Here is a 26101-nt window from a genome sequence, read left to right on the forward strand (position 1 = left end):
TGGCGGTAATGGCCGTATCAGCCGGAATGAGCAGAACCCTTTGTGAGCGCCCTCCGACTTGCTAACTTCCGGCGGTGCGCTACATACGAGGAGCCCTCCTGCCGGTGTTGCTGCTCGTCGCCCTGGCACTGGCGGCGTGCGGGTCGCCGGCGGGCAAGAACGGCGAGAATCCGGTCAAGGCGGCAGGGGTGCTGCGAGTCGGCACCGAAGGCGTCTACTCACCGTTCAGCTACCACGACCCGGCCACGAACCAACTGGTCGGATACGACGTCGACGTCGCCAAGGCCGTCGCCGGCAAGCTCGGTGTGCGTGTCGAGTTCATCGAGACGCCGTGGGACTCGATCTTCGCCGCGCTGGAGGCCAACCGATTCGACGTCGTCGCCAACGAGGTGACGATCAACCCCGAGCGCAAGGCCAAATACGACATCTCCGAGCCGTATTCGGTGGGGGAGGGCGTCATCGTCACCCGCGCGGATGACAGCTCCGTCAAGTCGCTGGACGACATCAGAGGCAAGGCCGCAGGTGAAACGGCCACCAGTAACTGGGCGAAGGTCGCACGAGACCACGGCGCCAAGGTGGAGGTCGTCGAAGGCTTCACGCAAGCCATCAAACTGCTCAACCAGGGCCGCATCGACGTGGTGATCAACGACAGCATCGCGGTGTACGCCTACCTCGCCGAGACGGGGGACAAGTCGGTCAAGATCGCCGCCAATACGGGGGAGAAGAGCGAGCAGGGCTTCGCAGCGCGGAAGAACAGTGGCCTGTTGCCCGATCTGAACAAGGCCCTCGACGAACTTCGGGCCGACGGCAGCCTCGCCGCCATCTCGCAGAAGTACCTCAAGGCCAACGCATCTGGTGGACCCGACGCCGGTCGGGCACAGCATGTGCCGCGGTCGACATGGGCGCTGATCGGGGACAGCCTCGGGCCGCTGGCGAAGGCCGCGATCACCAAGACCATCCCGCTGACCGTGATCAGCTTCGTGATCGGTCTGGTACTCGCGCTGGCCGTGGCGCTGGCACGGCTGTCGTCGAACGTGGTTCTCGCCAACGTGGCGCGGTTCTATATCTCGATCATCCGCGGCACTCCACTTCTGGTGCAGCTGTTCATCGTGTTCTACGCGCTGCCCGAACTGGGAGTGAAGATCGATCCGTTCCCCGCGGCCGTCATCGCGTTCTCGCTGAACGTCGGCGGTTACGCGGCAGAGATCATCCGCTCGGCCATCCAGAGCATTCCCAAAGGTCAGTGGGAGGCGGCCGAGACCATCGGCTTCAATTATGCTGGCGCACTTCGGCGTATCATCCTTCCGCAGGCGGCCCGGGTGGCGGTGCCGCCGCTGTCGAACACGTTGATCTCACTGGTGAAGGACACGTCGCTCGCCTCGACGATCCTCGTCACGGAACTGCTCAGGCAAGCGCAGATCATCGCGGCGCCGACGTTCGAGTTCTTCGCGTTGTACGGCACCGCCGCGGTGTACTACTGGGTCATCTGCCTGGCGCTCTCGTTCGGCCAGGGTCGAATTGAACGCCGGCTGGAAAGGTATGTGGCGCGATGACAGAGAACCGCGTGGTGGCCGAGGGTGTCCACAAGGCCTTCGGCGACAACAAAGTGCTCAAAGGTGTTTCGTTCACCGTCGAGCAGGGGACGGCGACAGCCATCATCGGGCCGTCCGGGTCCGGCAAGACGACGCTGCTGCGCACCTTGAACGCCCTGGACCGGGCCGACGCCGGCATCATCCGGGTGGACGACATCGAAATCGACTTCTCCACTCCCACACCGAAACCCGAGGTGCGCCGGTTCCAGTCGCGGAGCGGCTTCGTGTTCCAGGGCCACAACCTGTTCCCGCACAAGACGGTCCTGCAGAACGTGACCGAGGGGCCGGTCATCGTGCAGAAGCGACCAAAGGACGAGGCCGAGGCCGAAGCCCTTGCGCTGCTGGATCAAGTGGGGCTCGCCGCCAAGAAGGACCAGTACCCGTATCAGCTGTCCGGCGGGCAACAGCAGCGCGTCGGCATCGCTCGGGCATTGGCATTGAAGCCGAAACTGGTGCTGTTCGACGAACCGACGTCTGCTCTCGATCCGGAACTCGTGGGCGAAGTGCTCTCTGTGATCAAGGATCTCGCAGTCGAGGGTTGGACCATGGTGATCGTCACCCACGAAATCCAATTCGCCAGGCAGGTTTCCAATCAGGTGCTGTTCACCGATCAGGGCATCATCCTCGAGCGCGGGACACCGGACGAGGTGATCGGCAACCCGAAGGAAGAGCGCACGCGGCAGTTCCTGGACCGCATCCTGAATCCGTTGTAGCGCGGCTCAGCTCGCGCTCACACGCCGTCGCGCCAGGCGATCACCTCTTTGAGCGAGGTGAGATCGTAGCCGTTGTCGGAGGTCAGTTCGGTCTGGAACAGTGTGACGCCGGCCTCGCGGAAGGCATCAGCGGCTTCGGCATTGGTCCAGAGCGTCGAGCGTTCGATGTCAGAACCGTTGCGGCCGTAAGTCGCTGCCAGTTCATTGACGCGGTCGCTGGATCGGCGGAAGGCGTCGAGATCCTGGAATGCGTGCCAGATGTCGGCGTGCCTGGCGACCGCGGGCAGCGAACGCTTGGGGCCGGTGCCGCCGATGAGGATGGGAATCTCGCGGACCGGGGGCGGGATCAGCGCGGACAGCCGGTTCTCGATGCGGATCAGGCTCTCGTCGAACAGATCGAAGCGCGAACCGAAGGTGCCGAAGTCGTAACCATAAGTGGTGTAGTCCTTTTCGTACCATCCGGCGCCCAGGCCGAGGATGAGCCGACCACCGCTGATGTGGTCGACGGTACGCGCCATGTCGGCCAGCAGGTCCGCGTTGCGGTAGCCGACGCCGGTGACGAGAAGCCCGATCTCGGCGTGCGAGGTGATCTCGCCCCACGATGCGAGCGCGGTCCACCCCTCGAAGTTGGCGACGTCGGGCTGCTCGTCGAACAGGACGGGCTTGCCGTCGACGATGCCTTTCATCGCGGGGCGGTGGAAGTGGTCGTAACCGAAGATCACGTCGACGCCGAGGTCGTCGGCTGCCACGACGGCGTCGCGCCACGTGGCGTAGTCAGGCGTGCCGCCGGGCTGGATCTGTACGGCGACGCGGACGGGACGAGTCATTGATGCTCCATGGGTCGGGAAAAGTGCGACTCTTGAGAGCAAGGTCATCGATTGCCGGATTATTCCGGATCGGGTGCGTAACTTGATCTCGCCGCCTGTGAAGATGCCCTGAAGTGGTTGAAAGAACGCGTTTTTCAGGACAACTCGGCAGGTCCGCGCCGCGAGTACCGCTGGCGGTTTCGGCCCGGGCATACCCGGGTACCTAGCCGAGCGGCGCCGCCAGCCGCGGCGGCGCAGGCAAGGAGTTGATGATGCGCGCTGAGGAAGGCGACGAATCGATCGCCGAGCTGGCTGACTACGCTGAGCAAGCCGAACAGAATCTGGACGAGAGCATTGCGCCGCTTGAAGGCAAGAAGGTGGCGATCCTCGCCACCAACGGCGTCGAGCGCCGCGAGCTGCAGGAGCCCCGCGATGCGGTTCAAGCCGCCGGTGCCAGCACCGCATTGGTCTCGCTGCAAGAAGGCTCCATCGATATGCGCGACAACGATCTGAGCCCCGGCGGCACTGAGCCCGTGGAACGTCTGGTCGCCGACATAACACCGGACGACTTCGACGCACTACTGATTCCGGGCGGCACAGTCAATGCCGACAAGCTGCGCAGCGACGACAAGGCGGTGAAGTTCGTCCACGACTTCGTCGCATCCGGCAAGCCCGTGGGCGTCATCTGTCACGGCCCGTGGACGCTGATCGACGCCGGCGTTGCCAAAGGCCGAACCTTGACGTCGTATCCCAGCCTGCGCATCGATTTGCAGAACGCAGGAGCGACGGTGGTCGATCGCGAGGTTGTCATCGACGGGAACCTGATCTCCAGTCGCGGCCCCGACGACCTGCCTGCGTTTTCGTCGGCCGTTGTGGATGCTCTTGCTGGCGGCGCCTGAGGCACCCCCAGCAAGAGCACGTCGTCGGCCTCAGTGAGTGTCGGCGTCCGGCGATGAGTCCCGACTGGAACCGATCGCGGACATGTCGGCGTAGCGGGCCCCGGTAACCCTGTCACCCGCGTCCCCGAGCGTCTGTACCTGCTCGGCGGTCAACGTGACCGACAACGAGGCGAGGTTCTCGTCGACCCGGGCGGCGCGACGTGTGCCCGGAATCGGCACCGCCGAGACGCCCAGGTCTTCGGCGCGGTGTCGCAGCCACGCCAATGCAACCTGTGCCGGTGTAGCGCCGACGGCGCCGGCGACCGATACCACCGCATCGACGACCGCCTGATTGGCCTCCAACGCCGCTCCGGCGAAGCGCGGCATCGTGCGCCGGAAGTCGTTCTCGCCCATGTCGGCTGCGGACCGCACGGAGCCTGTCAGGAACCCTCGGCCCAGCGGAGAGAAGGGCACGATGCCCACGCCGAGTTCGGCAGCGGTGGGAACGATGACCGACTCGATATCGCGGGTCCAGACCGACCACTCGCTCTGCAGCGCGGCGATCGGGTGCACCGCGTTGGCGGCGCGCAGTTCGGCAGCGCTGACCTCGGATAACCCGAGGTGACGGACCTTGCCCGCCGCGACCAGTTCGGCCATCGCGCCGACGGTCTCCTCAATCGGCACGGCTGGGTCGCGACGGTGCAGGTAGTACAGGTCGATCACGTCGGTCTGTAAGCGCTGCAGGCTCTCGTCGATGCACTGGCGTGCGTAGGCGGCGTCGCCCCGTGGGCTGATGCGACCCTGCGCGCGGCCGGCCGGGTTGCCCTGAATGCCGAACTTGGTCGCCAGCGTGACTTCGTCACGGCGGTCGGCGAGCACTCGAGCGATCAGCCGCTCGTTGTCCCCGTCTCCGTAGATGTTGGCGGTGTCGATGAAGGTCACCCCGACGTCAATGGCGTGGTTCAGCGTGGCCAGGGATTCATTCTCATCGATGGCTCCGCCGTACACCGGGGTCAGTGCCATTCCTCCGAAACCCATTGCGCTGACCGATAATTGATCGCCGAGCAAGACTGATTCGGACATCTGTCATCCTCCTTCGGGGTCATTGGGCGTTCTAGGGTGCAACCTGAGCCGTCGCGAATCTGTTCCGCACCGCGCGACGGTGCCGCGTATTCGTTCAGCGAAAGTGATGCCCAATCAGGTCGGCGTCACGATCGCGTAGCCAGCGAATGACTGAGTCGACGCCGGATGGCCGACGGGCCGAGTGGAGGGCATCGACGACAGGCTCGAGAAGACCACCGAACGCATTGCTCAGCTCTCTGTCGTAGTTGATGTCAGCCTATTGAACGACTCGACGCTCAACCATCCCGTGGAGACAGGGTCAACAGCGATGAGTTTTCGGAGCCGCAGCGGTCATAGTGAGCAGAGACAACCGTACGAAACCGACGGAACGGAACTTGACGTGGCGCGAACCAACCTCTCGATGTCGATCTCGGCTGACGGCTATGTCGCCGGACCTGATCAGAGCGAACAGAATCCGATAGGGGTGGGCGGGTTGCGTCTCCACGACTGGCACATCGGTCCCAACAGAGACCACCCCGTCAACCGACAAGTGATGTCCGAGATGCTGGACGGAATGGGGGCAACCATCATGGGGCGCAACATGTTCGGACCGGTTCGTGGCGAATGGGACGGTTCGGACTGGCGCGGATGGTGGGGCGACACCCCGCCGTATCACTGCCCGGTCTTCGTCCTCACGCACTATGCCCACGACCCAATCGAGATGCAGGGCGGCACGACATTCCATTTCGTCACCGACGGCATCGAATCCGCATACGCCCAGGCTCGAGCGGTAGCGGGCGGGAAAGACATCTCGATCGCCGGTGGGGCGTCGTGCGCACGCCAGGCGATCAAGGCCGGCGTGGTCGACGAGATCGACCTGCAAGTGTCGCCCGTGATCCTGGGTTCGGGCGAGCGATTGTTCGACGGATTCCAGCCCGGCCTACCGAAATTGGAACTCGTGCGCGTGCTGCACGCCCCTGGCGTCGCTCACCTCCGCTATCGCGTCACGCGGGAAGTCGAGGGTAACTGAGATGTCGACCTCGGAGTGGACAGGCACTGTCGTCGAGAAACGGCGGGCGCTTCTCGACGGAGCAAATCTGTACCGGCGCTTGCGTGTTCGGCTCGACGACGGGCAGGTGATCACCGCTCGTGTGGACCGCGCCACGTGGAAAGCGCTGCAAGTCGGGGACGCGGTGCGCAACACCGCGGAGGGCGGGCTGCAGAAGATTTAGGTTGCGAAGAGTGCCGCCATCGCTCGCCTCCATAGGTAAGTCGGTGTTTACCCCGCGCGGGCACGGGTAGCCGTTCGGTGTTCATGCGGGTCCCACGAGCTGGCAGCACAGGATCAGACTCGCCATGGCTGGCGGACCGAGCAGAACGCGACCGAAGGAGGAGTAGTGATACGAGTCGGGCTGTTGGTTCGGGTACACGCAAAACCAGGCAAAGAGGCAGAGGCCGCCCAATTTCTGGCAGACGCACAGGCGATCGTGGAACAGGAGCCCGATACCCGGGCCTGGTTCGCCGTCCAATTCGACGCCTCGACGTTCGGCATCTTCGACGTCTTTGACGACGACGCCGGCCGACAGACACACCTGGCAGGCGGCGTGGGCACCGAACTCGCGCAGCGCGCTGACGAACTGTTCACCGCGCCACCCGATATCGAGAACATCGACGTTCTCGCGTCCAAAATTCCGTCGTAACGTCCGGAGTCGGCGTGGCTGATTTGATCTGCTACGCCGTGATCAGTCAAGCTGCTCTATGGCACACATCGTCGAGGGCGTCTCCCGCACATTCAATGAGTTCTTGCTCCTGCCCAACAAAACATCAGCCGCATGCCGGCCTGATCGTGTGCAACTCGCGGCACCACTGGCACGTCACCGCGTCAGGGAGCATTCGCGGCTTCAACTGCATGTGCCGATCACCTCGGCAATCATGCAAGCGGTCAGTTCTCCGGAGCTGGCGATCGCACTGGCCAGACACGGAGGATTGAGTTTTCTGCATCACAATCGTCCAATCGCCGAGCAGGTCAACGACATTCACGCAGTAAAGGCGTACAACGCGGAGGAACGATTACGGGTCGGTGCGGGGGTCAACACCCACGACTACCGCGAGCGGATTCCTGCGCTGGTGGACGCCGGCGCCGATGCACTGTGTCTGGACTCCTCGGATGGCTACAGCGAGTGGCAGGCCCGAGCGCTGGACTGGACGAAGAGCCGCTATTCCGATGTAGTGATCGGAGCGGGCAATGTTGTTGACGGGCAAGCATTTGACTATCTCGCCGATGCCGGGGCCGACTTCGTCAAGATCGGTGTCGGGGGCGGGTCGATCTGTATCACGCGTGACCAGAAGGGTATTGGGCGCGGCCAAGCCAGCGCAGTACTCGACGTAGCGGCTGCACGTGATGCCTACGCTCGGCGCACCGGCCAGTACGTACCGGTGTGCTCGGACGGTGGACTGCAGCTGGACTATCACGTGGCGCTCGCCCTGGCCATGGGCGCCGACTTCGTCATGATGGGTCGCTACTTCGCCCGGTTCGATCAGGCGCCCGGGGCGAAGCTGCACATTGCCGACGGCTACGTCAAAGAATATTGGGGGGAGGGGTCCTTCCGCGCTCGCAACTGGCAGCGCTACGAACAGCCAGGCGGCGGCCTCACTTTCGAGGAAGGCGTCGACGGCTACGTGCCCTACGCCGGAGATCTCAGTGCGGGACTTGCGGTCACCATCGCCAAGATCAAGGCCACCATGACATCGTGCGGCGCAGTCACGCTCCGACAATTCCACGAGTGTGCACGTCTGACCCTGGTCTCGGACCAGAGCTTCCAAGAAGCACATGCCAGCGTCGACGTCCGCACCGCGCTCAACTGACACCGGCATCGATAACGGCCCGCCTGTCAGCGCAAAAGTCGGACTTTGAGGATTGAAATTCGCGATGTCGGGGAACACCAAGACGACAAGTCGACAGGGAGGCGAACCACTCATGACATTGACAGCCGGCGAGACAACACGCTCGAAATCACGGGCGCCTAAGCGCAGGACCTCGGCGTGGATCGGCCTGGTCGCGGGCGTCGTGATGCTCCCCGTTGCCACTGCATGTGGCTCCGACGACGGCGGCAACCCGACAAAAACCGACACGTCGACGACCACAACGACGCCCACTACGAGCTTGACCACTGTCACCACGTCCCCGAGTGCGGCTCCGGGCGGGGCGACCGGTGGCGGTGGACCCGCCGGAGGCGGTGGATCGGTTCCCGGCGGACCGACCGGCAGCGGAGGCCCCGGCGGTGGCGGAGGCAGCATCCCCGGTGGACCGACCGGCAGCGGCGGACCGGGCGGCGGCGGGGGTTCGATCCCGGGTGGACCGACCGGCGGCGGTGGGCCCGGTGGCGGCGGGGGCAGCATTCCCGGAGGCCCGTCCGGTGGCGGAGGTCCCGGTGGTGGCGGCGGTTGCGTGCCGGGTGTCGGCTGCGTGTCGGTTCCCTGACCCGACTTCAGCGACGCCGTCGCTCTGCTCGACAGCAGGCCGAACCCATCCCTGGTGGATGGGTTCGGCCTCGTCGGGCGATCAACTGGGCACAGGGGAGAGGTGGCGTCCCGCCGCGACCTAGCCGACCGGCGGTTGGGAGCCCGACGGCCCGTACGGGCCATTCTGGCCGTTCTGTCCGCCGGAAGCGCCGCCCCCTGCCTGCTCGGGCGGGGTGGCGATGACATTGGCGTTCCCCGGCTTCTCGCACACGGTGGCACCGCCTTCGTTCGCGCACGGGGCGTCCCCGCCATCTGCATACGCGCCCGGCGCCACTACTACGGCCGCCGTCGCGCCCGCGACGGCGATCATCGAGGCGATTGAGATCTTGGACGACATGAATTCTCCTGTCGTGGCTGCGCGTACTTCCGCAAAGAGCCAACCCAAAATTGCCCCCGCGCTATGGAGCGGTCTCGGCTCCGCGGCTTGCTCTTCTGTTTGGCTACCCGTGCCCGGCTGACGACAAACGTTGCGTCGACGGCGCGGGGCCGCTCACTGCAATGGCTCGGGCGTGAAGGTCACGTCGACGCCGCCTACGGTCATCGTCACCTGACCTTCGATCACCATCACCTGTGCCGCGACCCGTCGATCGACAGTCTGGGCCAGCTGCTCCACCGGTGCGTGCGGTATCTGCATCACCGACAGGTTCGCCAGCCCCGCCACCTTGGGGCCGACCGTGCGCCACCAGGTGGCCACGCCCGCGGCGAAAGGGAAGAGCAGCACCTGCTCGGCCTGGCTGGCCGCCTTGCTCAAGACGCGTTCGTCGGGCTGGCCGACATTGATCCACTCCAGTATCCGGCCGGTGTAGTCGGCCAGCCGCAGGTCCGGTACGCCAGGGGTGGACAGGCCCGGCCCGAACGCCAGCTCGCCGTCGACGTCGCTGAGTCGATGTGCCCGCAGCCCAAAAGCCAACAACCGCACCACCATTCGCTCATCGGTCTCACTGGGGTGACGGGCCACTGTCAGCGCGTGATCGGCGTAGTAACCATGATCGACATCGGAGACGCCAAGTTCGACTTTGAATACTGTTGCGGAAAGGGCCACGTCATAGTGTCCACCCACGCGGTGACTCCCGAGCCGCCGGGCCGAGGTTGAGCGGCCGGGCGGCTCGACGACCAGGTCAATCAGCACGGATCAGTGATGATCCGCCCCGAGCCGCTAGGTACCAAGCGGATCGAGTTGAACGGCGGTGGCATCATCGGCCGCGGTCGAGTTGCTGAGATCCGCATAGCTTTCGTCGGCGGCGAGCAGGTCACGCCCGGCTGCGGTGGCGTACCGGTATGCGTCAGGGCCGACCAGCAAGCGTGCCGGTGGAGTGTCCATCTCGACGATGTCGAGCAACAGTGCTGCGACCTTCACCGGATCGCTGGCCCCGAGGTGCGCGGATTGGCTCAGCTGCGCCGAGGCACCCACGGTTTCCTGGTACTCGTCGCGGACCGGGGCGACGCGCATCGACGAGCCTGCCCAATCCGTGCGCATGCCGCCGGGCTCCAGCACGGTCACCTTGATGCCGAGAGGCGCGACCTCCTGTGCGAGGACGCCGGAGTAGCCGGTGACGGCCCACTTGGACGATTGATAAGCGGCCAGGCCCGGCCGCGCCAAACGCCCACCGACTGAGGAGATTTGGATGATGTGGCCCGCACGCTGCCGCCGCATGATCGGAAGGACGGCCTGCGTGAGCCGCACGACGCCGAAGAAGTTCGTCTCGACCTGGTCGCGGAAGTCGTCGGCATCAACGTCTTCGACGGCAGCCATGTTGGCGTACCCGGCGTTGTTGACCAGAACGTCGAGGCGACCCCACCGACGGATCGCGGTATCGACGGCCGCGCGGACCTGATCGTCGTCCGTGACATCGAGCGGGACAACGGCCAGGTGCTCAGGCGCGCGAGCCGCGAGGTCGTCGAGCGCTGAAACGGAGCGGACTCCCGCGACGACGCGATGTCCGGCGGCGAGGGCAGCTTCGGTGATGGCGCGCCCGAGACCGCGGGACGCGCCGGAGATGAGGAAGACGTGCGACATGACAGTGACCTTTCTTGTGACCGGGTGGATTCAGTTGAGGTTGCGGATGGTGCCGCCGTCGACGCGGAGATCGGCACCGCTGATGTATGCGGCATGGGAACTGGCTAGGAAGCACACCACGGCCGCGATCTCCTCAGGACGGCCGAGTCGGCCGATGTCGTTGGGGAACCATGTTGTCGCCGCGGCTTTTTCGATGTCTTCCCACGCAGGTCCCCAGCCGTGTGCGGCGGCAGCCTGCAAGACCATGTCTCGTGTGCTGTCGGTCAGAATCGCTCCGGGAGCGACGATGTTGGCGGTGACGCCCGTTCCGGACAATTCTCGTGCGAGCGAGACCGTCAGATTGTGCCGAGCCGCGAGGGTGGCGCTGTAGTGCGGCTGCTGGGCAACCGGCTGAACTGCGAGACCGCCCCCGATCTGGATGACGCGACCCCAGCCCCGTCGGCGCATGCCTGGGACCAGATGAGAGATCATCCGCACGACGGAGACGACGTTGGTCTGATGGATTCTCGCCCATTCCTGGGTGGACAGTTCCGCCCAGGACGAACCGTCGTAGTCGCCGGCATTGTTGACCAGGATGTCGATCTCGCCCGCGGCGCGCGCGACCGCTGCGGCCCCGTCGTCGGTCGCGAGGTCGCCGAGTACGGCCACCGCATCACCGTCCTTGGCGCGGATCGCCGAAACCACCGCCTGCGTCCGATCGGGGTCACGGCCATGCACGACCACAGAAGCACCTTCTGCGGCAAGCATTTCGGCGATCGCGCGGCCGAGACCCGCACTCGAGCCAGTGACCAATGCTCGCTTGTGCCTCAATCCGAGTTCCACCCCGGCCTCCTTGTCTACATCTGTATACTTTCGATGTATACGAACGTAGACTTAGGTGGGTTGATTCCCGATCCGGAGTTCAGGTTCGCGAATCGCCGATGAGGGCGGCGATTGCCGGCCCGAGCACCCGTTCGATGGCCGCGGGCTTGCTTGTACGGAGGGCGCGGGTCCCGACCACGCCGCGCATCATGAGCATTCCGCTGATCAAGGCGAGCAGGATCTCCGCGCGCAGGTTCTGATCCGGCTCGTCGAGTTGACGCGCCAACCGGGCACCGACGTGGCGTTCGATGGCATCGCGCACGATCTCGGTGGCGACGGGGCTCGATGCGGACCTGAGCATGATCATGAACGGCTCGGGCGCATCCCCAGCGGGTCCGGTTCTCGACACCAGCACCGCAGTCGTGTCAGCGACAAGATCGTCAGACCGCTCTCCGATGAAAACCGGTGTGGCGAAAGCTGTTTCGACCGCCTCGGCGAACAGCCCCTCCTTGGAGCCGAAGTACCTGTTGACCAGCATGGCGGTCACGCCGGCATCGTGAGCGATCTGGCGAACTCCGACGCCGTCATATCCGGCGCGCGCGAAATTCTGAATCGCCGAGCGCAGGATGGCTGCACGGGTGGCCGCCGCGTTGCGGGCAGGGGGAGTGGATGTGGCCATGGGGAATCTCCTCCCGTCGATGCGGTCCGGGTACCGCTACTGCAGCGGCGAGCTTGCGATGGGTTGAAGCGTTTGCGTGTGTGTCGTGACGATGAGAGACGCGTCGAAATGCCGATGATCGTCGACGAAGTCGGCGCTCCTGCGGTAAGTCTCGGCGAGAGCGCCGGGATCGCCGCCGGAGTAGTCGACGAGTGCGATCACGCGCGGCTCGCTCGACTCGGGGTCGGTCCACACGCCGTGCACGATGATGCCGTACTTGCGCAGGGTGCGAATGTGGCGAGGCCAGAACGTCGAGACGTAACTCTCCAAGGCGGCGGCGTCAGCCAGCGTGTAGGTTCGCAACTCCACGCAAGAAGTCTACAGGCGTAGATTCGGCCGGGTCTCATTCACGCCGAGGTCACACCGGATGCGCGAGACGCCGCGACGTATCGGCCGCCGAAGCCGCGCCTTGGGCGCTGGAGGCTGAGGTTCAAATGCGCTGATGCCAGGGCGTACTGATGGGCGAGAGGCGCAAGACCACTGTCTGTTCCAGGTTTAGTTGGCATGCGCGAGGTTGGCGAAGGTCAACATTCGTCGGATTTTCGTTCGGTGGATCGTCCAGATCAACATGACAATTCCGTCGGCGTCTAACGACGCCGGACCCGCGTCACGGAACCGCCGGCCTTCTCGTCGAGAGCAAGCTGAGCTTCCCCGTCCGGCGAAGACGCCAAACGCTTAACCGGCCCACCCGATCGTCGACATCGCACGCGAGGTCTCGTTCTCCCCGGCTCGCCTGACGACATTTACCGCTGAAGACTCGCCGCCGAAGATCACAGCGACAGGTGGGGAGGTGAGCCCGCTTGCCGTGGTCTCGGTTCTTTACAATCGAAACACGGGGGTCAAGACGAACTCGTGAGTCGCCAGTCGGCCGTTGAGGGTGTCGCGCTGCCCAGCTGGCTGATGTCTTGCAGGCGGGACTGCGCGGCGATCCGCCCGGCCTCGACGAGTCGCGGCACGTCCTTCGGGCTCCACCGGGACAACCCCCGGATATCGGGACGGATGAGGACATCGGCGGTGGCGCTTGTCCGCTGCAGGTCGCGCTTGCGCGTCCGCGCGCCGTTAACCCTGTCGAAAAGGCGGGCAGCACCCCAGGCATCGTCGGCGGGGCCGTTGTCCAGGCTGACCGCGATGATGCGGTCGGCGTGGAGCCGACGGGCAGCCCACACCGGTACGTTGCCGGCGACGGCCCCGTCGACCAGCAGTTGGTCGTCCACCCTCACCGGCGCGAACAAGCCGGGCACCGCGCTGCTCGCCCGTAGTGCGGTCGCCAATCGCCCCGACGTGAGCAACACCGGCTCCCAGGTGCGCAGATCAAAGGCGGTGGCCCCGAAGCGGCGGCCGAGTTCCTCGATGCGTCGGGCACCGATGCGCGTTTCGATGGTGCGCTCCAACGGGCTGGTGTCTAAAACGCCCCAGCGTCGGCTCGGGCGCCAACTAGCGAATGTGCCCCAGTCAGCCGCCAGGACCAAGTCCGCCAGCTCAGTTCCGGAGAGTCCGGCCGCGTATCCGCCGCCGATCAATGCCCCCGCGCTGGCGCCGACAACGACCGCGCAATGCACACCGGCGTCGTCGAGGACCTGCAGGACACCCGCGTGGGCCGCGCCCAAAGCCGCCCCGGCACCAAGCACGAGGCCCAACCGCGACGCACGGGGCAGCGCTGACGCGGCACTCATATGTGCGCCCCGGACACGACCGCGAGCGTCGAGCTGAGCACGGCGCGGACATCGTCGCGCAGTCCCGCGATGTCGCTGGGGGTCAGGTGGCCGGTGGTGATCGGTTCGGTGATGACGACCCGCACTTGGCCGCCGCGGATCGCGTTGCCACCGGGCGCCCAGATCAAGCGGGTGCCGTGCAGTACTACCGGAAGCACCGGAACGCCTTGGCCGATCGCGATCGCGAACGCGCCGCTCTTGAAGCGATGGATGGTGCCGTCAGACGAGGTCGTCGCCTCCGGATAGACAAGCAGGCTTCGCCCCGAGGCCAGGACATCTCGAGCCGCACTGTCGATGGCAACGACGTCGGGACGTGCGCGATCCACTTCCACCATGCCGATAGCGCGCAGCGCCGGGCCCAAGATCGGAAGTGCGAACAACTCCCGCTTCGCCATGATTCGCAGAGGAAGCCCGAGTGCGGCCAGATGCACCATGGCATCCAAGTTGGACTGATGGTTCGAAACCACGACGTAGGACTGGCCGGGTTGAATATGCTCTCGTCCCTCCACCCGTACCCGGGCGCGCCTTTGAGGGCGATGACATCGGCGTGGTGGACGATCCGGTCAATCATTGCCGAGGCGATGGTGGCTTCACCAAAGACCTGTCCCCACCTCGAAAACGGCAGGTTAGAGGTCAGGATGATCGAGGACTTCTCATATCGCGTCGAGACCAGTTGGAAGAACAGGTTGGCGGCCTCGGTGTCGAATGGGATGTAGCCGACCTCGTCGATGACGACGAGTCCGTATCGGGAGATCTTGCGCAGTTCGGCGTCGAGGCGGTCGATGCGGTGCGCTTCGGCAAGGCGGGTGATCCAGCCGGTGGCCGGGGCGAAAGCGACCCGATGCCCAGCGTGTGCCGCAGCGATCGCCAGGGCAGTCGCCAGGTGGGTTTTGCCGGTGCCCGGCGGGCCCAGCAGGACAATGTTGCGGGCTTCGGCCAGCCAGCCCCCGCCCTCCAGTCGAGCGATCTGCGCGCGATCCACCGCGGGTTGGGCGGTGAAGTCGAAATCAGTGATCGTCTTGATCGCCGGAAACCCGGCATACCGAATCCTCTGGCGGGCACCGGATTCAGCACGGGCATTGGACTCTACTGCTAACACCGCCCCGAGATAGTCCTCCAGCGACCAGTTCGACGCACGGCCTTGCTCGGCCAGTCGATGAAAGTGTGCGGCGATCCGCGGGGCCTTGAGCAGCCGCGCCTGATGAGCGATCAGTTTGTCGGCCTCACCTGGAGCCGGGGTGCGTTTCGTGGTGGCCATCAGGCGACCTCCCCGGTCCCGAAGATCGCGTCGTAGGCACTCAGATCGGCCACTTCGACGCTGACATCCAGATGAGCGCCGGCAGCCGGGCGGGTGCGGAACTGCTCGCGCAGCACCGCCGCAGCGGCTACATGTTCGAGGTCGGATACTAATCCTGCTGTTCCCCAGAGCCGTTCATGATCAGCAACCACGCGATCACCGCATAGGGCAGTGACCCTATCCAGGCTGGCCCGCACGGTGATCATCCGGCCGATCACCTCCGGATGCACCGAGTAGGCGTTGCCCCCGATGCTGACGTAGTAGTCGCGGCCCAGCCGCGTGGTCACCGTCGTGCCGGTCACCGGGGCCACCGGCGGCAGGCTGGCCATCGCTTTCCGGTCCGCGACCAGTGCATCCGCGGGGATCATCCGGGTGCCCGCGTGGATGCGGCGGTTGGCATACGAGCCTAGCCAGTCGTGCAGCTGAGCGTTGAAATCCTCTGGCGAGGCGAAGGTGCGCCCGGGCAGAAACGAGGTATCCAAATAGCCGTTGGCCCGCTCCACCACCCCCTTGGTTTCGGGGTCATAGGGTCGGGCCTGAATCAGCCGGGTGCCCAGCACCCCACAGAACCCGGCCACCCCTTGAGCTAGGCGGCGGCGTTGACCGATCCCGGACTCGTTGTCCCACAACAGGCTCCGCGGCACACCACCGATATCGCGGGCGATGAGCTGCCACATCCCGGCCAGTAGATCCCCGGTGACCCGCGACGGAATCATCATCGCGGCGATGAATCGCGAGTGGGCAGCGACCATCACCAGCACCGGAAACGACCGCAACACACCGGCGTGATCAGGAACCAGCTGGCCGGGGAACCACAGGTCGCACTGGACCTGCTCACCGGCCAGATGAACCAACCGATCGCACGGATCGGGCGGCGCGTACTCGGGGCGGATCCTGGTCACGTTCTCGGCGAACCAGGAATGCCCACCAATCCAGCCGACCCTCTCGGCGATCACCGTCGCTGGCATCGTCGGAAAATCGGTGAGCAGTGCACGCACCGCCGGTTCGATCTGCGCCCAGGCCGAGGTCTTCACCGGCGCTCGCTCATAGCGCGGTGGCCCATCCGCCAGCAGCGCTTTGGCCACGGTGTTTCGCGACAAGGACAGCCGCCGCGCGATCGCAGCCTGCGACAGCCTCTCCGACCGATACAGCCGGCGAATCTCTGCCCAATCCTCCACAGTGATCACTCTCCAATCGAAAGGTGAAGTGCTCACTTTTCGACCGGAACTACCTGCTCACTTTTTGACCGGAACTGACAGTGTGGCTGAGCAGCGACCGCACGCTCCACCCTGAGCACGGACTGGGGGCGTCCAGATTCGACACGCTCAGAGTGGAGACCAGGTCGACCAGGCGCTTATCGGCCTGTTGCAGCAGGTCCAACGAGTTCATCCGAGTTCCTTAAGTTCGTAGGTGCAGTTACTTCGTGTTGTTACGTTGGGCTGTGACCCGGGTGGGTCGGGTGAGGCTGATGTGGTTCTTGCCGGCCTTCGGGTGCGGCTTGAAAGGACTGGCCGCCCGACTTGCCTGGACTTCTCTGGCCGCTGATTGAGATCTGCGATGTGATCGCTTGTTTAAGGAAATGCCGGCGGGGTTGTCCGTGGGGATCATGTTGGGAGACAACCGAAAAGAGGAGCCATGACAGTAGCTCAGTTGTGGGCTGGTGTGGATGTCGGCAAGGAACATCACTGGGTCGTGGTCGTCGACGACAAGGGCAAGGTGGTGCTCTCGCGCAAGCTGGTCAACGACGAGCAATCCATCCGGGCTTTGGTGGCCGAGGTCGGCGCTCTGGCCGAGCGGGTGTCCTGGGCTGTCGACCTGACCACGGTGTATGCCAGCCTGTTGTTGATGGTGTTGGCCGATGCCGGCACGTCGGTGCGGTACCTGGCTGGTCGTGCGGTGTGGCAAGCCTCGGGGACCTACCGCGGCGGTGAGGCCAAGACCGACGCCAAAGACGCCCGAGTCATCGCCGATCAATCGCGGATGCGCGGCGCCGATCTGCCGGTACTGCATCCTCACGACGACCTGATCACCGAGCTGCGCATGCTGACCGCTCATCGGGCTGACCTGGTAGCTGATCGCACCCGCACCATCAACCGACTGCGCCAGCAACTCATGGCGGTCTGCCCCGCCCTCGAGCGAGTCGCCCAACCGAGCCAGGACCGTGGTTGGGTGGTGCTGTTGTCGCGCTATCAACGCCCCAAGGCCATTCGGCAGAGCGGGCTTTCGCGCATTACGAAGACCCTGGCCGATGCCGGGGTGCGCAACGCATCGACCATCGCCCAAGCCGCCGTCGCCGCGGCGAAGACCCAGACCGTGCGCCTGCCCGGCGAAGAGGTTGCCGCCGCGCTGGTCGCCGAACTCGCGCAGGGGGTGATCTCCCTCGATGACCGCATCACAGCCACCGACGCTGACATCGAGGGCCGATTTCGCCGCCATCCGCTCGCCGAGGTGATCACCAGCATCCCCGGTATCGGCTTCCGGCTCGGCGCCGAATTCCTCGCCGCCGTCGGCGACCCCACGCTGATCGGCTCGGCCGACCACCTCGCCGCCTGGGCCGGGCTGGCCCCGGTGCCCCGCGATTCGGGGAAACGCACCGGACGGCTGCACACGCCCCAGCGCTACTCGAGACGACTGCGCCGGGTGATGTACATGTCCGCCCTGACCGCAATCCGCTGCGACCCCCAGTCTCGGGCCTACTACCAGCGAAAACGAGACGAGGGTAAACGACCCATCCAAGCCACGATCTGCCTGGCCAGACGCCGCACCAACGTCCTCTACGCGCTCATCCGAGACAACCGAACCTGGCAACCCGACTCACCCCGGATCACCGAATCGGCGGCTTGACATCTTCATTGAGAGTCCTTTCGTCAACTAACGTTTGACAGCAATGTTTACCGTTAGATTTTGTACTCGCGCTGCCTAACGTTGTCAACATCTTGATAGCATTAGTTAAATGAATACCGGGTCACGGCTCCAAAGGGCGCAGGCGGCGGGATTCGTCGTGGCGGGAGAGCCCTTGGCTGTGGACTTGGCCGACACGATCATCACCAGTCGGGATCCAGTCGTCGATCTGCTTGCCGACGAGGCGGCGTGTCGGTTCTGGTGGGGCCTGCAGCAGGATCGACTACCCGACGGGACGCCGGCTCCGTCACTTGCGCTCACCATTGAGCTGCGTCAAGCAGTTCGCGAGATACTCGACGCACACATCGCCGGGATCAGTCCCAGCGCAGCGGTCGTCAATCGCGTCAACGACATCGCATCAAGCGTGGCCTGCACCCGGCAGCTGGTGCAGACCCCAGCCGGGTGGGCCGCCCTGACCACTCGCCATCCACCGGCCGACCGGTTGTACGAACTCGCGCTAGCTGCCGTCGCCGAGAGCCTTATCGATCTGCTGGTCGGGCCTGCGCACAATCGCCTGCGCAGATGTGAGAACCCGACCTGCAGCATGCTCTTCGTCGCCTCCGACCCCCGCCGCAAGTTCTGCACCCAGAACATCTGCGCCAACAGGACACGAGTGGCCCGGCACTACCACCGCCACCACCGCAACTGACCCGGGCCCCGGCCAACCGCGCCGATGCCAACTTCGCCGGCCGCGCATGCCGAGACGCCACCGCGAACACACTGCTTGTGCTCAACACGAAGTCTCGATGACTCATCGGGCGGCCGATAGCAACCATATCGTGAGAACCCGCGATGTCCGCCCGCGCCGGTCTTTCGTCCGTCGCGGGTTGTGGGCCGATCATCGCGGCTTGGACACCTGCGCCACCCATCGTGCGCCCACGCGGTGGGTATGGGTCAAGGTCAGGCCCGCTCGCTCGGTCAGCTCCGAGGCGCTGTCGAGGCCGACCGAGGCCCAGTCAAACCAGCGACCCATCCCGCTGTCGGATTCCAGGCGAACCCGTCGCTGCTTGACACCCGATGTCGCCGGGTCGAACTCGACAAGGCATTGCCCGCCGGGAGCGAGCAACCGCGCGGCGCGGGCCAACACCCGCACGGGATCGCCAGCGAGGCCGATGTTGCCATCGACAAGTAGCACGGTGCCCCAACCACCCTCGCCGGGCAACGCACTGAACACGTCGCCGCGCAGGGCAGGCGCGCCACGCTGGTTGGCGATCCGCACGGCGGTCGCGGATTGATCGATTCCCAGTGCGGGTAGCCCGCGTCGAATCAGTTGTGCGACCAGACGTCCAGGTCCGCAGCCGAGGTCGATCGTCGGACCCGTGCACAAAGACACCACCGTTTCGTCGAAGGAGTGGTCCGCGCCGTGATGGCCGAGCCAGAGATCCACCGGCAGCTCTACGCGTTCACCGTCGTCGTGGCGAAGCCAGCAGCGCTCCCCCAGAAGCGCGCGCTCGTACTGCGGTCCCAGCATCCACCCTCCAGGTACGAGTAGAGGGCGTGGCACGCCCGTGGTGTTGAGTCGCCGATCGGTCGTCGGCTCGGGATGCGTCTGCACCCAATCGCGGTGCCTGACGCGCACGGTCATTGTTATGTCCGGGTGGCGTTGGTTGCCTGGCGAGCGCCGGGCATGTGAGGATTCCGTCAGCAACGGTCGGTATCGCGCGCGGGCGGCAGTCTGCGCGCTCAGCGTTCGGGTCGTTGATGCGCGACACCTCCGCTGCCGGGGACGATCACCTCGGTGACGGTGCGTTGGTAGGCGTCGCGGCTGGCTGTGTCCCCTGAAACCTTCACCGTTCCCCAGTCGACCTCTGGGTGCCCGACCAGACGGCTGGGGATCTCGTAGAGGTTCCCGAACTGGGCGAGCTCGGTGAAGGTGCCCCCGACGTCGGGGTCTCTGTCCTCGGTGAGCCAGGGTCGTGGTGACTCGATCACCACGACGGGTGTCTGGGCGACGCCGCCAGAGATCGTGGCGATGTCGCGCACGCACGGAAACACGAACGACTGCGGCCAGCTGAGCAGAACCGGTCCGTGGCCGGCAAGAAACCGGTTCAAGGGCACGATCGAACGCAGCCGCGGTCCGGTGAACGCCAGCCAACCGAAGGCGTCGGTGCGGGCGTCGACCGCCCGGATCCGTACCCGGTCAGCGCCGCGGGGCACCTCGGCGGCATCGACACCGATCGTGCGCCACAGTGGATGGTCGGGATCCTCGCCGGCGGCCGGCCGGTCGTTCGGGGCGCGGTCGCTGAGCACACTGACCTCCGCCCCCTGGCTGCGGCCGAATTCGAAGGCGAGCGCGTTGCCGCCGTTGGTGCGCCCCGAGACCGACACCGCGATGCCGGCGTCGGGCGAGAGCACCGGCAACACGAACCAGGGGCTGGTCATGGCTGCCGTGGCTGCGACACCGGCCGCGCGGCTACCCCACAGGAAAGTCGACGTGCCTCGCCCCGGGGGGTCGGGCGGCGGGGCGCCGGGCACGAAGCCGCCGTGGGCGGTGAATCCGGCGATCGCGCCGCCGGGGTCGGGCGCGGTGTCCAGGATCGCGCCGTCGGGCAACACTTCGATGTCATCGGCCAACCCGCACGACCGGCTGCCGCCGATCCAGTGCGTGTTCATCAGGGCCAGTGAACCGGCCGGACGGCGGATGGGCGCCGCGACAAACGAGCCAACCAGCAGGGCGAGCGCCATACCGACAGCGGTCACGGCGATCATGGCGGGACCCGCGACCACCACCCGCAGGGCACCCGGCCGTCGAGCGGCGATCCCCGCTGCAGCCGACAGCGCCGCGACCAGCCCAAGCCACAACACCGGATGAGCCAGCGGCAGGCCGAGCGGTCGGGGCGCCGTGTCGGCCCACGGGACGTCATAGACCGCAGGCAGCCACCAAGCGTTCGGCCCGGCGAAGGCCAGCGCCGCCGCTCCGGCGGCCAGCGCCGATCCCACAACCCCGGCAAGAACGCCGTAACGATCGGCCGCAGCGACTCGCTGGACGAGCATCACGACGCCCACAGTGAGCAGCGCGGCGAGTAGTCCCGCCGCTGACCCCAGGTGGTAGGACCACTTCGACGGTGACAGCGCCAGCAACGCAAGCGCCGTCGCCACCACCCCCGCCAGCCGAGCACCGGGCCGGCCGATCCGATCGCCGCGGCGCAGCCCCGCCCACAAGGTGATCGGCACCATCGCGACGGACAACAAGACGGGCAGCCGCTTGGCGAAGCTGCCCTGCTGGTCGGACCCCAACAGGTACCGATAGCGCAGTGGCTCCTCGTGCCACCGCAGCGACGGCCCGAAAAAGTTGTGCCAGTCGGTGGCCACCACCACGCCATCCCAGGTTTGATCGGCGAAGACGACGGTAAGAGCCACAGCCGCGACGCAGCACAGCATCGCGACAACCGCCGACAGGTGCATGCGAGCGGATGCCGCGCGCACTGCCGCGATCAGCCGCGGGGCGAACACCATCATCGGGGCCACGACCAGAAGGCCGTTGGCACTGATCGGCACCGTGACTGCGACGACCAGCAGCAGCCAGCCCACACCGGCCGGACTGCGAGCGCGTATTGCCAGCGCAAGAACCGCCGTAACACCCAGCGCCACATACGGTTCCGGACGGGTACCGAGGTTGAACGGCAGCCAGGTCGCCAGCAGGAACAACGCCGCCAAACTGCGGACCCGCATGCTCGCCGCGACCCCGGGCAAAGCCGCGCGTAGTACCCCCCGCGTCAACACAAACCAGGTCGCGATCGCCAATGCGGTGCTGGGGCCCCGCAGCCAAAACGGCGCCACGCTGACCCCAGTCAGCGGTGCCAGCAGCTGCTGGCTCAACGCGAACGGCGCCTCGGCGGCGTTCCACCATCGATAGTAATTACCCGGGTTGCCCGTCTCGGCCTGGTTGCGCGCGATCATGGCGGCCCAGCCGTCGTCGACGGCCAGCGGACCGATCACCGCCCACCCGGCCAGCACCGCCACCACCGCGACGTCGACCCACCACAGTCGATCCCGCTGCCGCAGCCACCGTCGACGCGGCGCGGTGGGTCGCGGCAACAACCACAGCGCCGCGGCAGCCGCGATCAGCTGCACCCCGATCAGGGCGTTCTTCAGTGGACCGGGAGACGTGGTGAAGGAATCACCGACCTCGAGGCGCACCTGCATCCCGGTCGCATCGGCCGCGTCGAGGTCCGTACGGAACCCGAACACCTCAGGAACCGGGTGGCCGGGCAGCTCGATCGTGCGCCCGGAGTCGGCGTCGCGCACCGACATCCCGGCCGGTCCGGCTGCGACGTGCACGTCACATGCGACGTCGTGGCGCGCGACCGGCAAATGCACGCTGCGCCCGTCGGCGGCAACACTGATCCCGGTGCGATCACCGCCGACGGTCAGGCCTGCAGGCCCGGTACCGGTGCTCAGCGCAATGACACGTACGGCAGATGCGGTCGCGGCGCGCAGGGCCGCGCAGGGGATCGTCGCCTGCAGGTGCAGCGGTCGGTAGGGCACCACGATCGCGCTGCTGGAGACGACCGGCTGGCCGGGCACCGGCCAGGTCAGCGTCGTCGTTTGGGCCCGCACCGGACAGAATGGCAGCGCGAGGCCGGCAACGATGCCCACGAGGCCGACAAGCAGAGCCAGCCAGCCGGGAGTCGCCTCGCGTGCACGCTGTGACTCCAAGTCTGCAGTCCCTTCGGGATCGGGCCGACAGGGTTTACACACAAGGGTGTCGGTCCGTCGTGGTGGCTCGCTCGCACACCGCTTCGACGTCACGGTGCGGTCACCATTGAGCATCACGCCCGCCATCGGTCCCCCACCACAACGCCTGCACCCCGGCGCGGCAGCTGATGCAAACCCCTGATGACCTTCTGGCCATCGGCGAGGCAGGACCGCGGCAGTGAATGTTCTGCCGGCCAACAGCAAGACTCGATGAGCGAGCCGCGCGTCGGCCACAGCGGCGCGATACGTTCACCCGGTGATCGGCTCTGGACCTGCCGAAAATCGGTCGGCTAGCCGGCAGGCAGCCGGTCGGGCGACACGATCTGCAAGTTGTCCTGGCCGACGGGGTGGCTGCCGGTGATCAGCACGGTGCCTGAAGATGGATCCACTGCAACAGAATTGGGCTGTTGGACGGTGGGGACGTCAGCGATGATGCGCGGCGTCGCGGCGTCGGTCGTGTCGATCACGCGCATCAGGTTCGATGCGGTCAGGGTGACATAAAGGCGGGCACGGCGCGCATCGTAGGCCAGCCCGTACGGGTTGCCGGGAGCCTCGATCCTGGAGACCTGCGAGATCTGCGGCTCGATTCGCTCGATCAGTACCGCACCACCGTCGGTGTCGGCGAGTGCAACCAGATCGGTGGACAACCCCACCACGTGGGTCAGTTTCACACCGGCCGGGCCGTGCGCGGCCAGCCGCTGCGCGGCGCCGTCGTAGACCCATAATCCGTTTCCCCGCACATCGGCGACGGCCGCGTACTTGCCCACGCCCGCAACGCCTCCCGGCTGCACCGGGCCGCCAGGAGCCGAACCGATGACCTGGCCGTCGCGGACGAAAACGACACCGCCGCCGAGTTCGTTGGTGACCACGATGGTTCCATCCGCGGTCTGAGCGGCGTCGTGCGGCTGGTGGCCGACTCCGGTCGTCCTGGCAACAACCGCGCCCTGCGAAAGCGACACCTGCAGCAGCTCGTTGGACCCCTCCATCGGCACCAGGACCGGCCCGTCCGGTCCGGCCAGACTTAGGTGCCGCGCCGCTGCGGTGGTCGAGATCCGTCGACGCACCACACCTGTCGCAGCGGTGAACAACACCACGCCATCGGGATTGCGCACCGCCACGGCCCCGACTCCGGACCGCCCGACCACGATTCCTTCCGGCGCAGCTCCGATCGACACCACCCGGCCCGCGGGCGGAGTGCGCAACTGACCCGCGGTCGCGGGCTCAGCCGGCCGCGCCGCGCCCGATGTCGGAGGCGGACTCGACGTGGACACCGGCGAGCCGGCATCGCGGCCACACCCGACCGTCACACCGACGGCCAGGCCGACGGTCAATGCGATAGATGCTATGTCCAGCGAAACCCGCATTCGTCGAGCCCGCGGCCTCAGTCGGGGTCTGCCACCGCGGTGTGCCGGACCGAGTGCTCGACACCACCGACGATCGCGGGCCTGCCGTCCGGCGGCTGTGTCGAGTCGGCGGCCCCCGCCCGCGGGTGTCGCCGCCGGCACCGCAGCGTGAGCACCGCGACGGCCAGCACGACCAGCACCACGACGGTGTCGGGAACGTGAGCGGCCAGAGCCGCGGCGGCCGTCTCGCCCCGCAGTGCGATCCTGGGATCGACGGCGGGGATGCCGGTGCTGCCACCGAAGAAGACGAATACCGCCCCGGTCGCGACAAACAGCAGCCCACCGATGGCAGACGTGGTGTGCAGGTGCAGCCGACCGACCTGAAATGCCCTCCCACGCAACCATTTCCGATGCCCGAGGTCGAACCGCTGCCACGCCGCAGTCAATAGGAACAGCGGCGCGGTCATACCGGCGGCGTAGACGGCCAGCAGCACGCCACCGCGCACTGGGGCCGCGCCGGCGGCCGCCACCGTGAGTACCGCACCCAGGATTGGGCCGGAACAGAAGCCGGCCAGGCCGTATGCCGCTCCCAGGCCGGCGGTCGATATCCAGGTGCTGCGCTGGGCCATTCGCGCCTGAAGGCGAACCACCGGCGCCAGAGTCCACCCGCCGCCGAGGATCTGAACCAGGCCGAAAACGATGACCACCGTCCCGGCAGCAACGATCAACACCCTCCGATGCTCGGTGAGGATGGCCGCCAGTCCGCCTGTGCCCGCACCCAACGGGACCAGGACCGCGGCCAGGCCGAGATAGAAGACACCGGTGCGCGCCACCATCATCGTCGGACTAGAAAAGGCGTACGCGAAGAACGACGGCAACAGCAGCGCGTTGCACGGGTTGAGCAGCGCCAGCACCCCACCCAGAAACGCAGCCAGGTAGCCGATGTCGAGCACGTCAAGGCGCCTTCACCGCGGCGGCATCGATGACCCGACGAAGCGTGTCCAAGGATTGCGCACCGATGAGCAGCTCGTCGTTGACCAGGAAGGAGGGCACGTGGGTGATGCCGAGCTGCCGTGCGTCGCTGCGGTCGCGCTCGACCGCGTCGGCGATGGCGGGGTCAGCCAAGTCGGCGACGAACCTGTCAACGTCGAGTCCCGCGTTGCGCGCCATCGCCATCAGCGATTGCTCGGTCACCGCCCCGCTGTTTTCCGGGGCCTGGTCGCGGTAAAACGCGTCGTGAAACGCCCAGAACGCCCCTTGGCGCGCTGCTGCGCGCGCGCCGCGCGCGGCCAGCACCGACTCCGGACCCAACTTGGCCAGGTCATGCCATTCGAAGCGCACCTTGCCGGTCTGCACGTAATCGCCGATCAGCACCGGCTGGCTGTCCAGATCGAACGCCCGGCAAAACGGACACTGGAAATCACCCCACTCCGCCACCACGACCGGCGCCGACACCGATCCCCTCGCGAGGGCATCGCCCTCGGACGGCTGATGCGCGCCGCGCCACGTCTGAATCGCCGAGGACGCGGCGGTGGATCGTGACGCACCGTGCTGCGTCTGTGGTTCGGACGAATGGTGGATACCGGCCACAGCAAGCACCACCACAACCGCGACCACACTCAACGCACCCAGCCACCACCGTGCACGCCCGGCCAGCCGGCGCCCAAGGGTGCCCGAGGCTCGCGGGCGTCGCGCAGCGGAAGCGCCCGACGAGTCGTTCATCATCAGATCATCCATGGTTCACCGATCGGTCAAAGTTGGATGTCGGCTGAGGCAGAACGTCTTTCGGGCATCGCGAGCACACTCGTCTTGGAGCAAGCGATGCTGACGCGAGGGTATGCATGTCCGTAACTCCTTGCAGCCGAAGGAATCTGATCAACTCACTGATTCGAAAATCGTGCTGTCTTGAATCGAACCCTACGCGCTCACCACCGGTCGAGACTTGGCGGTCACCGTTCCGTCACAATTGGCGTGATCCAATTGCTTTGCCGCGGTGCGGCAATCAGGGCTGCTGCCGAAGGCGCCGGCCCCAGCGCATGCC

27 protein-coding genes and 1 pseudogene are annotated in these 26101 nt (G+C 66.2%); 10 read left to right on the forward strand and 18 right to left on the reverse strand.

The genetic code is table 11. The features are described from left to right. The first annotated feature begins 74 nt into the window (after window positions 1–74). A complete protein-coding gene (locus VXD91_RS15315; protein WP_346415815.1) occupies window positions 75–1553 on the forward strand; it encodes an ABC transporter permease subunit in 1479 nt (492 codons plus the stop codon). After that, a complete protein-coding gene (locus tag VXD91_RS15320) occupies window positions 1550–2305 on the forward strand; it encodes an amino acid ABC transporter ATP-binding protein (protein ID WP_318985055.1) in 756 nt (251 codons plus the stop codon). The genes VXD91_RS15315 and VXD91_RS15320 overlap by 4 nt, the downstream gene beginning before the upstream one ends. 17 nt (window positions 2306–2322) lie before the next feature. Here the strand turns inward: VXD91_RS15320 and VXD91_RS15325 are convergent, their stop codons facing one another. After that, window positions 2323–3132: an LLM class F420-dependent oxidoreductase gene (locus VXD91_RS15325; RefSeq protein ID WP_346415816.1), complete on the reverse strand. Its 810-nt coding sequence runs from the start codon at window positions 3130–3132 to the stop codon at window positions 2323–2325. Window positions 3133–3383: 251 nt separating this feature from the next. On the opposite strand from VXD91_RS15325, the gene VXD91_RS15330 reads away from it, so the two are divergent. Then, complete coding sequence (locus tag VXD91_RS15330; RefSeq protein WP_346415817.1) at window positions 3384–4010, forward strand: type 1 glutamine amidotransferase domain-containing protein; 627 nt, start codon at window positions 3384–3386, stop codon at window positions 4008–4010. Window positions 4011–4040: 30 nt separating this feature from the next. On the opposite strand, the gene VXD91_RS15335 is transcribed toward VXD91_RS15330, so the two are convergent. Then, on the reverse strand, window positions 4041–5072 hold the full coding sequence (locus tag VXD91_RS15335; RefSeq protein ID WP_346415818.1) for an aldo/keto reductase: 1032 nt from the start codon (window positions 5070–5072) through the stop codon (window positions 4041–4043). A gap of 379 nt (window positions 5073–5451) precedes the next feature. Between VXD91_RS15335 and VXD91_RS15340 the strand changes: the two genes are divergently transcribed. The 5 genes from VXD91_RS15340 (at window position 5452) to VXD91_RS15360 (ending at window position 8532) form a co-directional block, all read left to right on the forward strand. Beyond that, a complete protein-coding gene (locus VXD91_RS15340; protein ID WP_346415841.1) occupies window positions 5452–6081 on the forward strand; it encodes a dihydrofolate reductase family protein in 630 nt (209 codons plus the stop codon). A 1-nt stretch (window position 6082) separates the two neighbouring features. Continuing rightward, window positions 6083–6283: a hypothetical protein gene (locus VXD91_RS15345; protein ID WP_346415819.1), complete on the forward strand. Its 201-nt coding sequence runs from the start codon at window positions 6083–6085 to the stop codon at window positions 6281–6283. A gap of 165 nt (window positions 6284–6448) precedes the next feature. Then, the gene (locus tag VXD91_RS15350; RefSeq protein ID WP_346415820.1) at window positions 6449–6751 is read left to right on the forward strand and encodes an antibiotic biosynthesis monooxygenase; all 303 of its coding nucleotides are present in this window, start codon (window positions 6449–6451) and stop codon (window positions 6749–6751) included. A gap of 58 nt (window positions 6752–6809) precedes the next feature. Next, complete coding sequence (locus VXD91_RS15355) at window positions 6810–7916, forward strand: IMP dehydrogenase (RefSeq protein ID WP_346415821.1); 1107 nt, start codon at window positions 6810–6812, stop codon at window positions 7914–7916. 205 nt (window positions 7917–8121) lie between these two features. Continuing rightward, window positions 8122–8532 carry a hypothetical protein gene (locus VXD91_RS15360; protein ID WP_346415842.1) on the forward strand — a complete coding sequence of 137 codons (411 nt, stop codon included), beginning with the start codon at window positions 8122–8124 and terminating at the stop codon, window positions 8530–8532. A gap of 120 nt (window positions 8533–8652) precedes the next feature. Here the strand turns inward: VXD91_RS15360 and VXD91_RS15365 are convergent, their stop codons facing one another. The 11 genes and pseudogenes from VXD91_RS15365 to VXD91_RS15415 form a co-directional block, all read right to left on the reverse strand. After that, window positions 8653–8910: a hypothetical protein gene (locus VXD91_RS15365; protein WP_318985062.1), complete on the reverse strand. Its 258-nt coding sequence runs from the start codon at window positions 8908–8910 to the stop codon at window positions 8653–8655. A 153-nt stretch (window positions 8911–9063) separates the two neighbouring features. Continuing rightward, window positions 9064–9615, reverse strand: a complete 552-nt coding sequence (locus tag VXD91_RS15370; RefSeq protein WP_346415843.1) for a YaeQ family protein — start codon at window positions 9613–9615, stop codon at window positions 9064–9066. A 114-nt stretch (window positions 9616–9729) separates the two neighbouring features. Next, window positions 9730–10590: an SDR family NAD(P)-dependent oxidoreductase gene (locus tag VXD91_RS15375; RefSeq protein ID WP_346415823.1), complete on the reverse strand. Its 861-nt coding sequence runs from the start codon at window positions 10588–10590 to the stop codon at window positions 9730–9732. A gap of 30 nt (window positions 10591–10620) precedes the next feature. After that, window positions 10621–11412 (reverse strand): SDR family NAD(P)-dependent oxidoreductase, encoded by a 792-nt coding sequence (locus VXD91_RS15380; protein WP_346415824.1) that lies wholly within the window; start codon window positions 11410–11412, stop codon window positions 10621–10623. A gap of 79 nt (window positions 11413–11491) precedes the next feature. Then, window positions 11492–12070 (reverse strand): TetR family transcriptional regulator, encoded by a 579-nt coding sequence (locus VXD91_RS15385; RefSeq protein ID WP_346415825.1) that lies wholly within the window; start codon window positions 12068–12070, stop codon window positions 11492–11494. 36 nt (window positions 12071–12106) lie between these two features. Next, entirely contained in the window at window positions 12107–12418 is a 312-nt protein-coding gene (locus tag VXD91_RS15390) for an NIPSNAP domain-containing protein (RefSeq protein ID WP_346415826.1), read from the reverse strand. 530 nt (window positions 12419–12948) lie between these two features. Further along, window positions 12949–13782: a patatin-like phospholipase family protein gene (locus VXD91_RS15395; RefSeq protein ID WP_105389186.1), complete on the reverse strand. Its 834-nt coding sequence runs from the start codon at window positions 13780–13782 to the stop codon at window positions 12949–12951. Next, complete coding sequence (locus tag VXD91_RS15400; protein ID WP_346415827.1) at window positions 13779–13979, reverse strand: hypothetical protein; 201 nt, start codon at window positions 13977–13979, stop codon at window positions 13779–13781. The genes VXD91_RS15395 and VXD91_RS15400 overlap by 4 nt, the downstream gene beginning before the upstream one ends. Before the next feature lie 362 nt (window positions 13980–14341). Then, window positions 14342–15079: pseudogene (gene istB, locus VXD91_RS15405) on the reverse strand (IS21-like element helper ATPase IstB); the annotation flags it as partial. Continuing rightward, entirely contained in the window at window positions 15079–16296 is a 1218-nt protein-coding gene (gene istA, locus VXD91_RS15410; protein WP_052538202.1) for an IS21 family transposase, read from the reverse strand. The pseudogene istB and the gene istA, both read right to left, overlap by 1 nt. A 49-nt stretch (window positions 16297–16345) precedes the next feature. Continuing rightward, window positions 16346–16507, reverse strand: a complete 162-nt coding sequence (locus VXD91_RS15415) for a maleylpyruvate isomerase N-terminal domain-containing protein (protein WP_079487739.1) — start codon at window positions 16505–16507, stop codon at window positions 16346–16348. A gap of 246 nt (window positions 16508–16753) precedes the next feature. Between VXD91_RS15415 and VXD91_RS15420 the strand changes: the two genes are divergently transcribed. Both VXD91_RS15420 and VXD91_RS15425 read left to right on the forward strand, forming a co-directional pair. After that, the gene (locus VXD91_RS15420) at window positions 16754–17962 is read left to right on the forward strand and encodes an IS110 family transposase (protein ID WP_346415828.1); all 1209 of its coding nucleotides are present in this window, start codon (window positions 16754–16756) and stop codon (window positions 17960–17962) included. A gap of 109 nt (window positions 17963–18071) precedes the next feature. Further along, a complete protein-coding gene (locus VXD91_RS15425) occupies window positions 18072–18668 on the forward strand; it encodes an ABATE domain-containing protein (protein WP_023363551.1) in 597 nt (198 codons plus the stop codon). Between the two features lie 189 nt (window positions 18669–18857). Here the strand turns inward: VXD91_RS15425 and VXD91_RS15430 are convergent, their stop codons facing one another. From VXD91_RS15430 to VXD91_RS15450, 5 genes are all read right to left on the reverse strand, one after another. Continuing rightward, the gene (locus VXD91_RS15430) at window positions 18858–19490 is read right to left on the reverse strand and encodes a class I SAM-dependent methyltransferase (protein ID WP_023363553.1); all 633 of its coding nucleotides are present in this window, start codon (window positions 19488–19490) and stop codon (window positions 18858–18860) included. A 212-nt stretch (window positions 19491–19702) separates the two neighbouring features. Then, window positions 19703–22678, reverse strand: coding sequence for an arabinosyltransferase domain-containing protein (locus VXD91_RS15435; RefSeq protein ID WP_023363415.1), 2976 nt, complete (start codon window positions 22676–22678; stop codon window positions 19703–19705). Window positions 22679–23007: 329 nt separating this feature from the next. Next, complete coding sequence (locus VXD91_RS15440) at window positions 23008–24048, reverse strand: hypothetical protein (RefSeq protein ID WP_234708200.1); 1041 nt, start codon at window positions 24046–24048, stop codon at window positions 23008–23010. A gap of 50 nt (window positions 24049–24098) precedes the next feature. Next, complete coding sequence (locus tag VXD91_RS15445) at window positions 24099–25013, reverse strand: cytochrome c biogenesis CcdA family protein (protein WP_023363419.1); 915 nt, start codon at window positions 25011–25013, stop codon at window positions 24099–24101. A 1-nt stretch (window position 25014) separates the two neighbouring features. Further along, entirely contained in the window at window positions 25015–25797 is a 783-nt protein-coding gene (locus VXD91_RS15450) for a thioredoxin domain-containing protein (protein WP_023363421.1), read from the reverse strand. Window positions 25798–26101: the final 304 nt, after the last annotated feature.

Source organism: Mycobacterium sp. SM3041, from assembly GCF_039668335.1.
Classification (GTDB): domain Bacteria; phylum Actinomycetota; class Actinomycetes; order Mycobacteriales; family Mycobacteriaceae; genus Mycobacterium.

What these genes read in the sequence shown, in the direction of transcription:
- VXD91_RS15320 (WP_318985055.1), top strand. Translation starts at nt 1,550, where the DNA reads ATGACAGAGAACCGCGTGGTGGCCGAGGGTGTCCACAAGGCCTTCGGC.
- VXD91_RS15325 (WP_346415816.1), bottom strand. Translation starts at nt 3,132, where the DNA reads ATGACTCGTCCCGTCCGCGTCGCCGTACAGATCCAGCCCGGCGGCACG.
- VXD91_RS15330 (WP_346415817.1), top strand. Translation starts at nt 3,384, where the DNA reads ATGCGCGCTGAGGAAGGCGACGAATCGATCGCCGAGCTGGCTGACTAC.
- VXD91_RS15335 (WP_346415818.1), bottom strand. Translation starts at nt 5,072, where the DNA reads ATGTCCGAATCAGTCTTGCTCGGCGATCAATTATCGGTCAGCGCAATG.
- VXD91_RS15345 (WP_346415819.1), top strand. Translation starts at nt 6,083, where the DNA reads ATGTCGACCTCGGAGTGGACAGGCACTGTCGTCGAGAAACGGCGGGCG.
- VXD91_RS15355 (WP_346415821.1), top strand. Translation starts at nt 6,810, where the DNA reads ATGGCACACATCGTCGAGGGCGTCTCCCGCACATTCAATGAGTTCTTG.
- VXD91_RS15360 (WP_346415842.1), top strand. Translation starts at nt 8,122, where the DNA reads ATGCTCCCCGTTGCCACTGCATGTGGCTCCGACGACGGCGGCAACCCG.
- VXD91_RS15365 (WP_318985062.1), bottom strand. Translation starts at nt 8,910, where the DNA reads ATGTCGTCCAAGATCTCAATCGCCTCGATGATCGCCGTCGCGGGCGCG.
- VXD91_RS15375 (WP_346415823.1), bottom strand. Translation starts at nt 10,590, where the DNA reads ATGTCGCACGTCTTCCTCATCTCCGGCGCGTCCCGCGGTCTCGGGCGC.
- VXD91_RS15385 (WP_346415825.1), bottom strand. Translation starts at nt 12,070, where the DNA reads ATGGCCACATCCACTCCCCCTGCCCGCAACGCGGCGGCCACCCGTGCA.
- VXD91_RS15395 (WP_105389186.1), bottom strand. Translation starts at nt 13,782, where the DNA reads ATGAGTGCCGCGTCAGCGCTGCCCCGTGCGTCGCGGTTGGGCCTCGTG.
- VXD91_RS15415 (WP_079487739.1), bottom strand. Translation starts at nt 16,507, where the DNA reads ATGAACTCGTTGGACCTGCTGCAACAGGCCGATAAGCGCCTGGTCGAC.
- VXD91_RS15420 (WP_346415828.1), top strand. Translation starts at nt 16,754, where the DNA reads ATGACAGTAGCTCAGTTGTGGGCTGGTGTGGATGTCGGCAAGGAACAT.
- VXD91_RS15425 (WP_023363551.1), top strand. Translation starts at nt 18,072, where the DNA reads ATGAATACCGGGTCACGGCTCCAAAGGGCGCAGGCGGCGGGATTCGTC.
- VXD91_RS15430 (WP_023363553.1), bottom strand. Translation starts at nt 19,490, where the DNA reads ATGCTGGGACCGCAGTACGAGCGCGCGCTTCTGGGGGAGCGCTGCTGG.
- VXD91_RS15450 (WP_023363421.1), bottom strand. Translation starts at nt 25,797, where the DNA reads ATGGATGATCTGATGATGAACGACTCGTCGGGCGCTTCCGCTGCGCGA.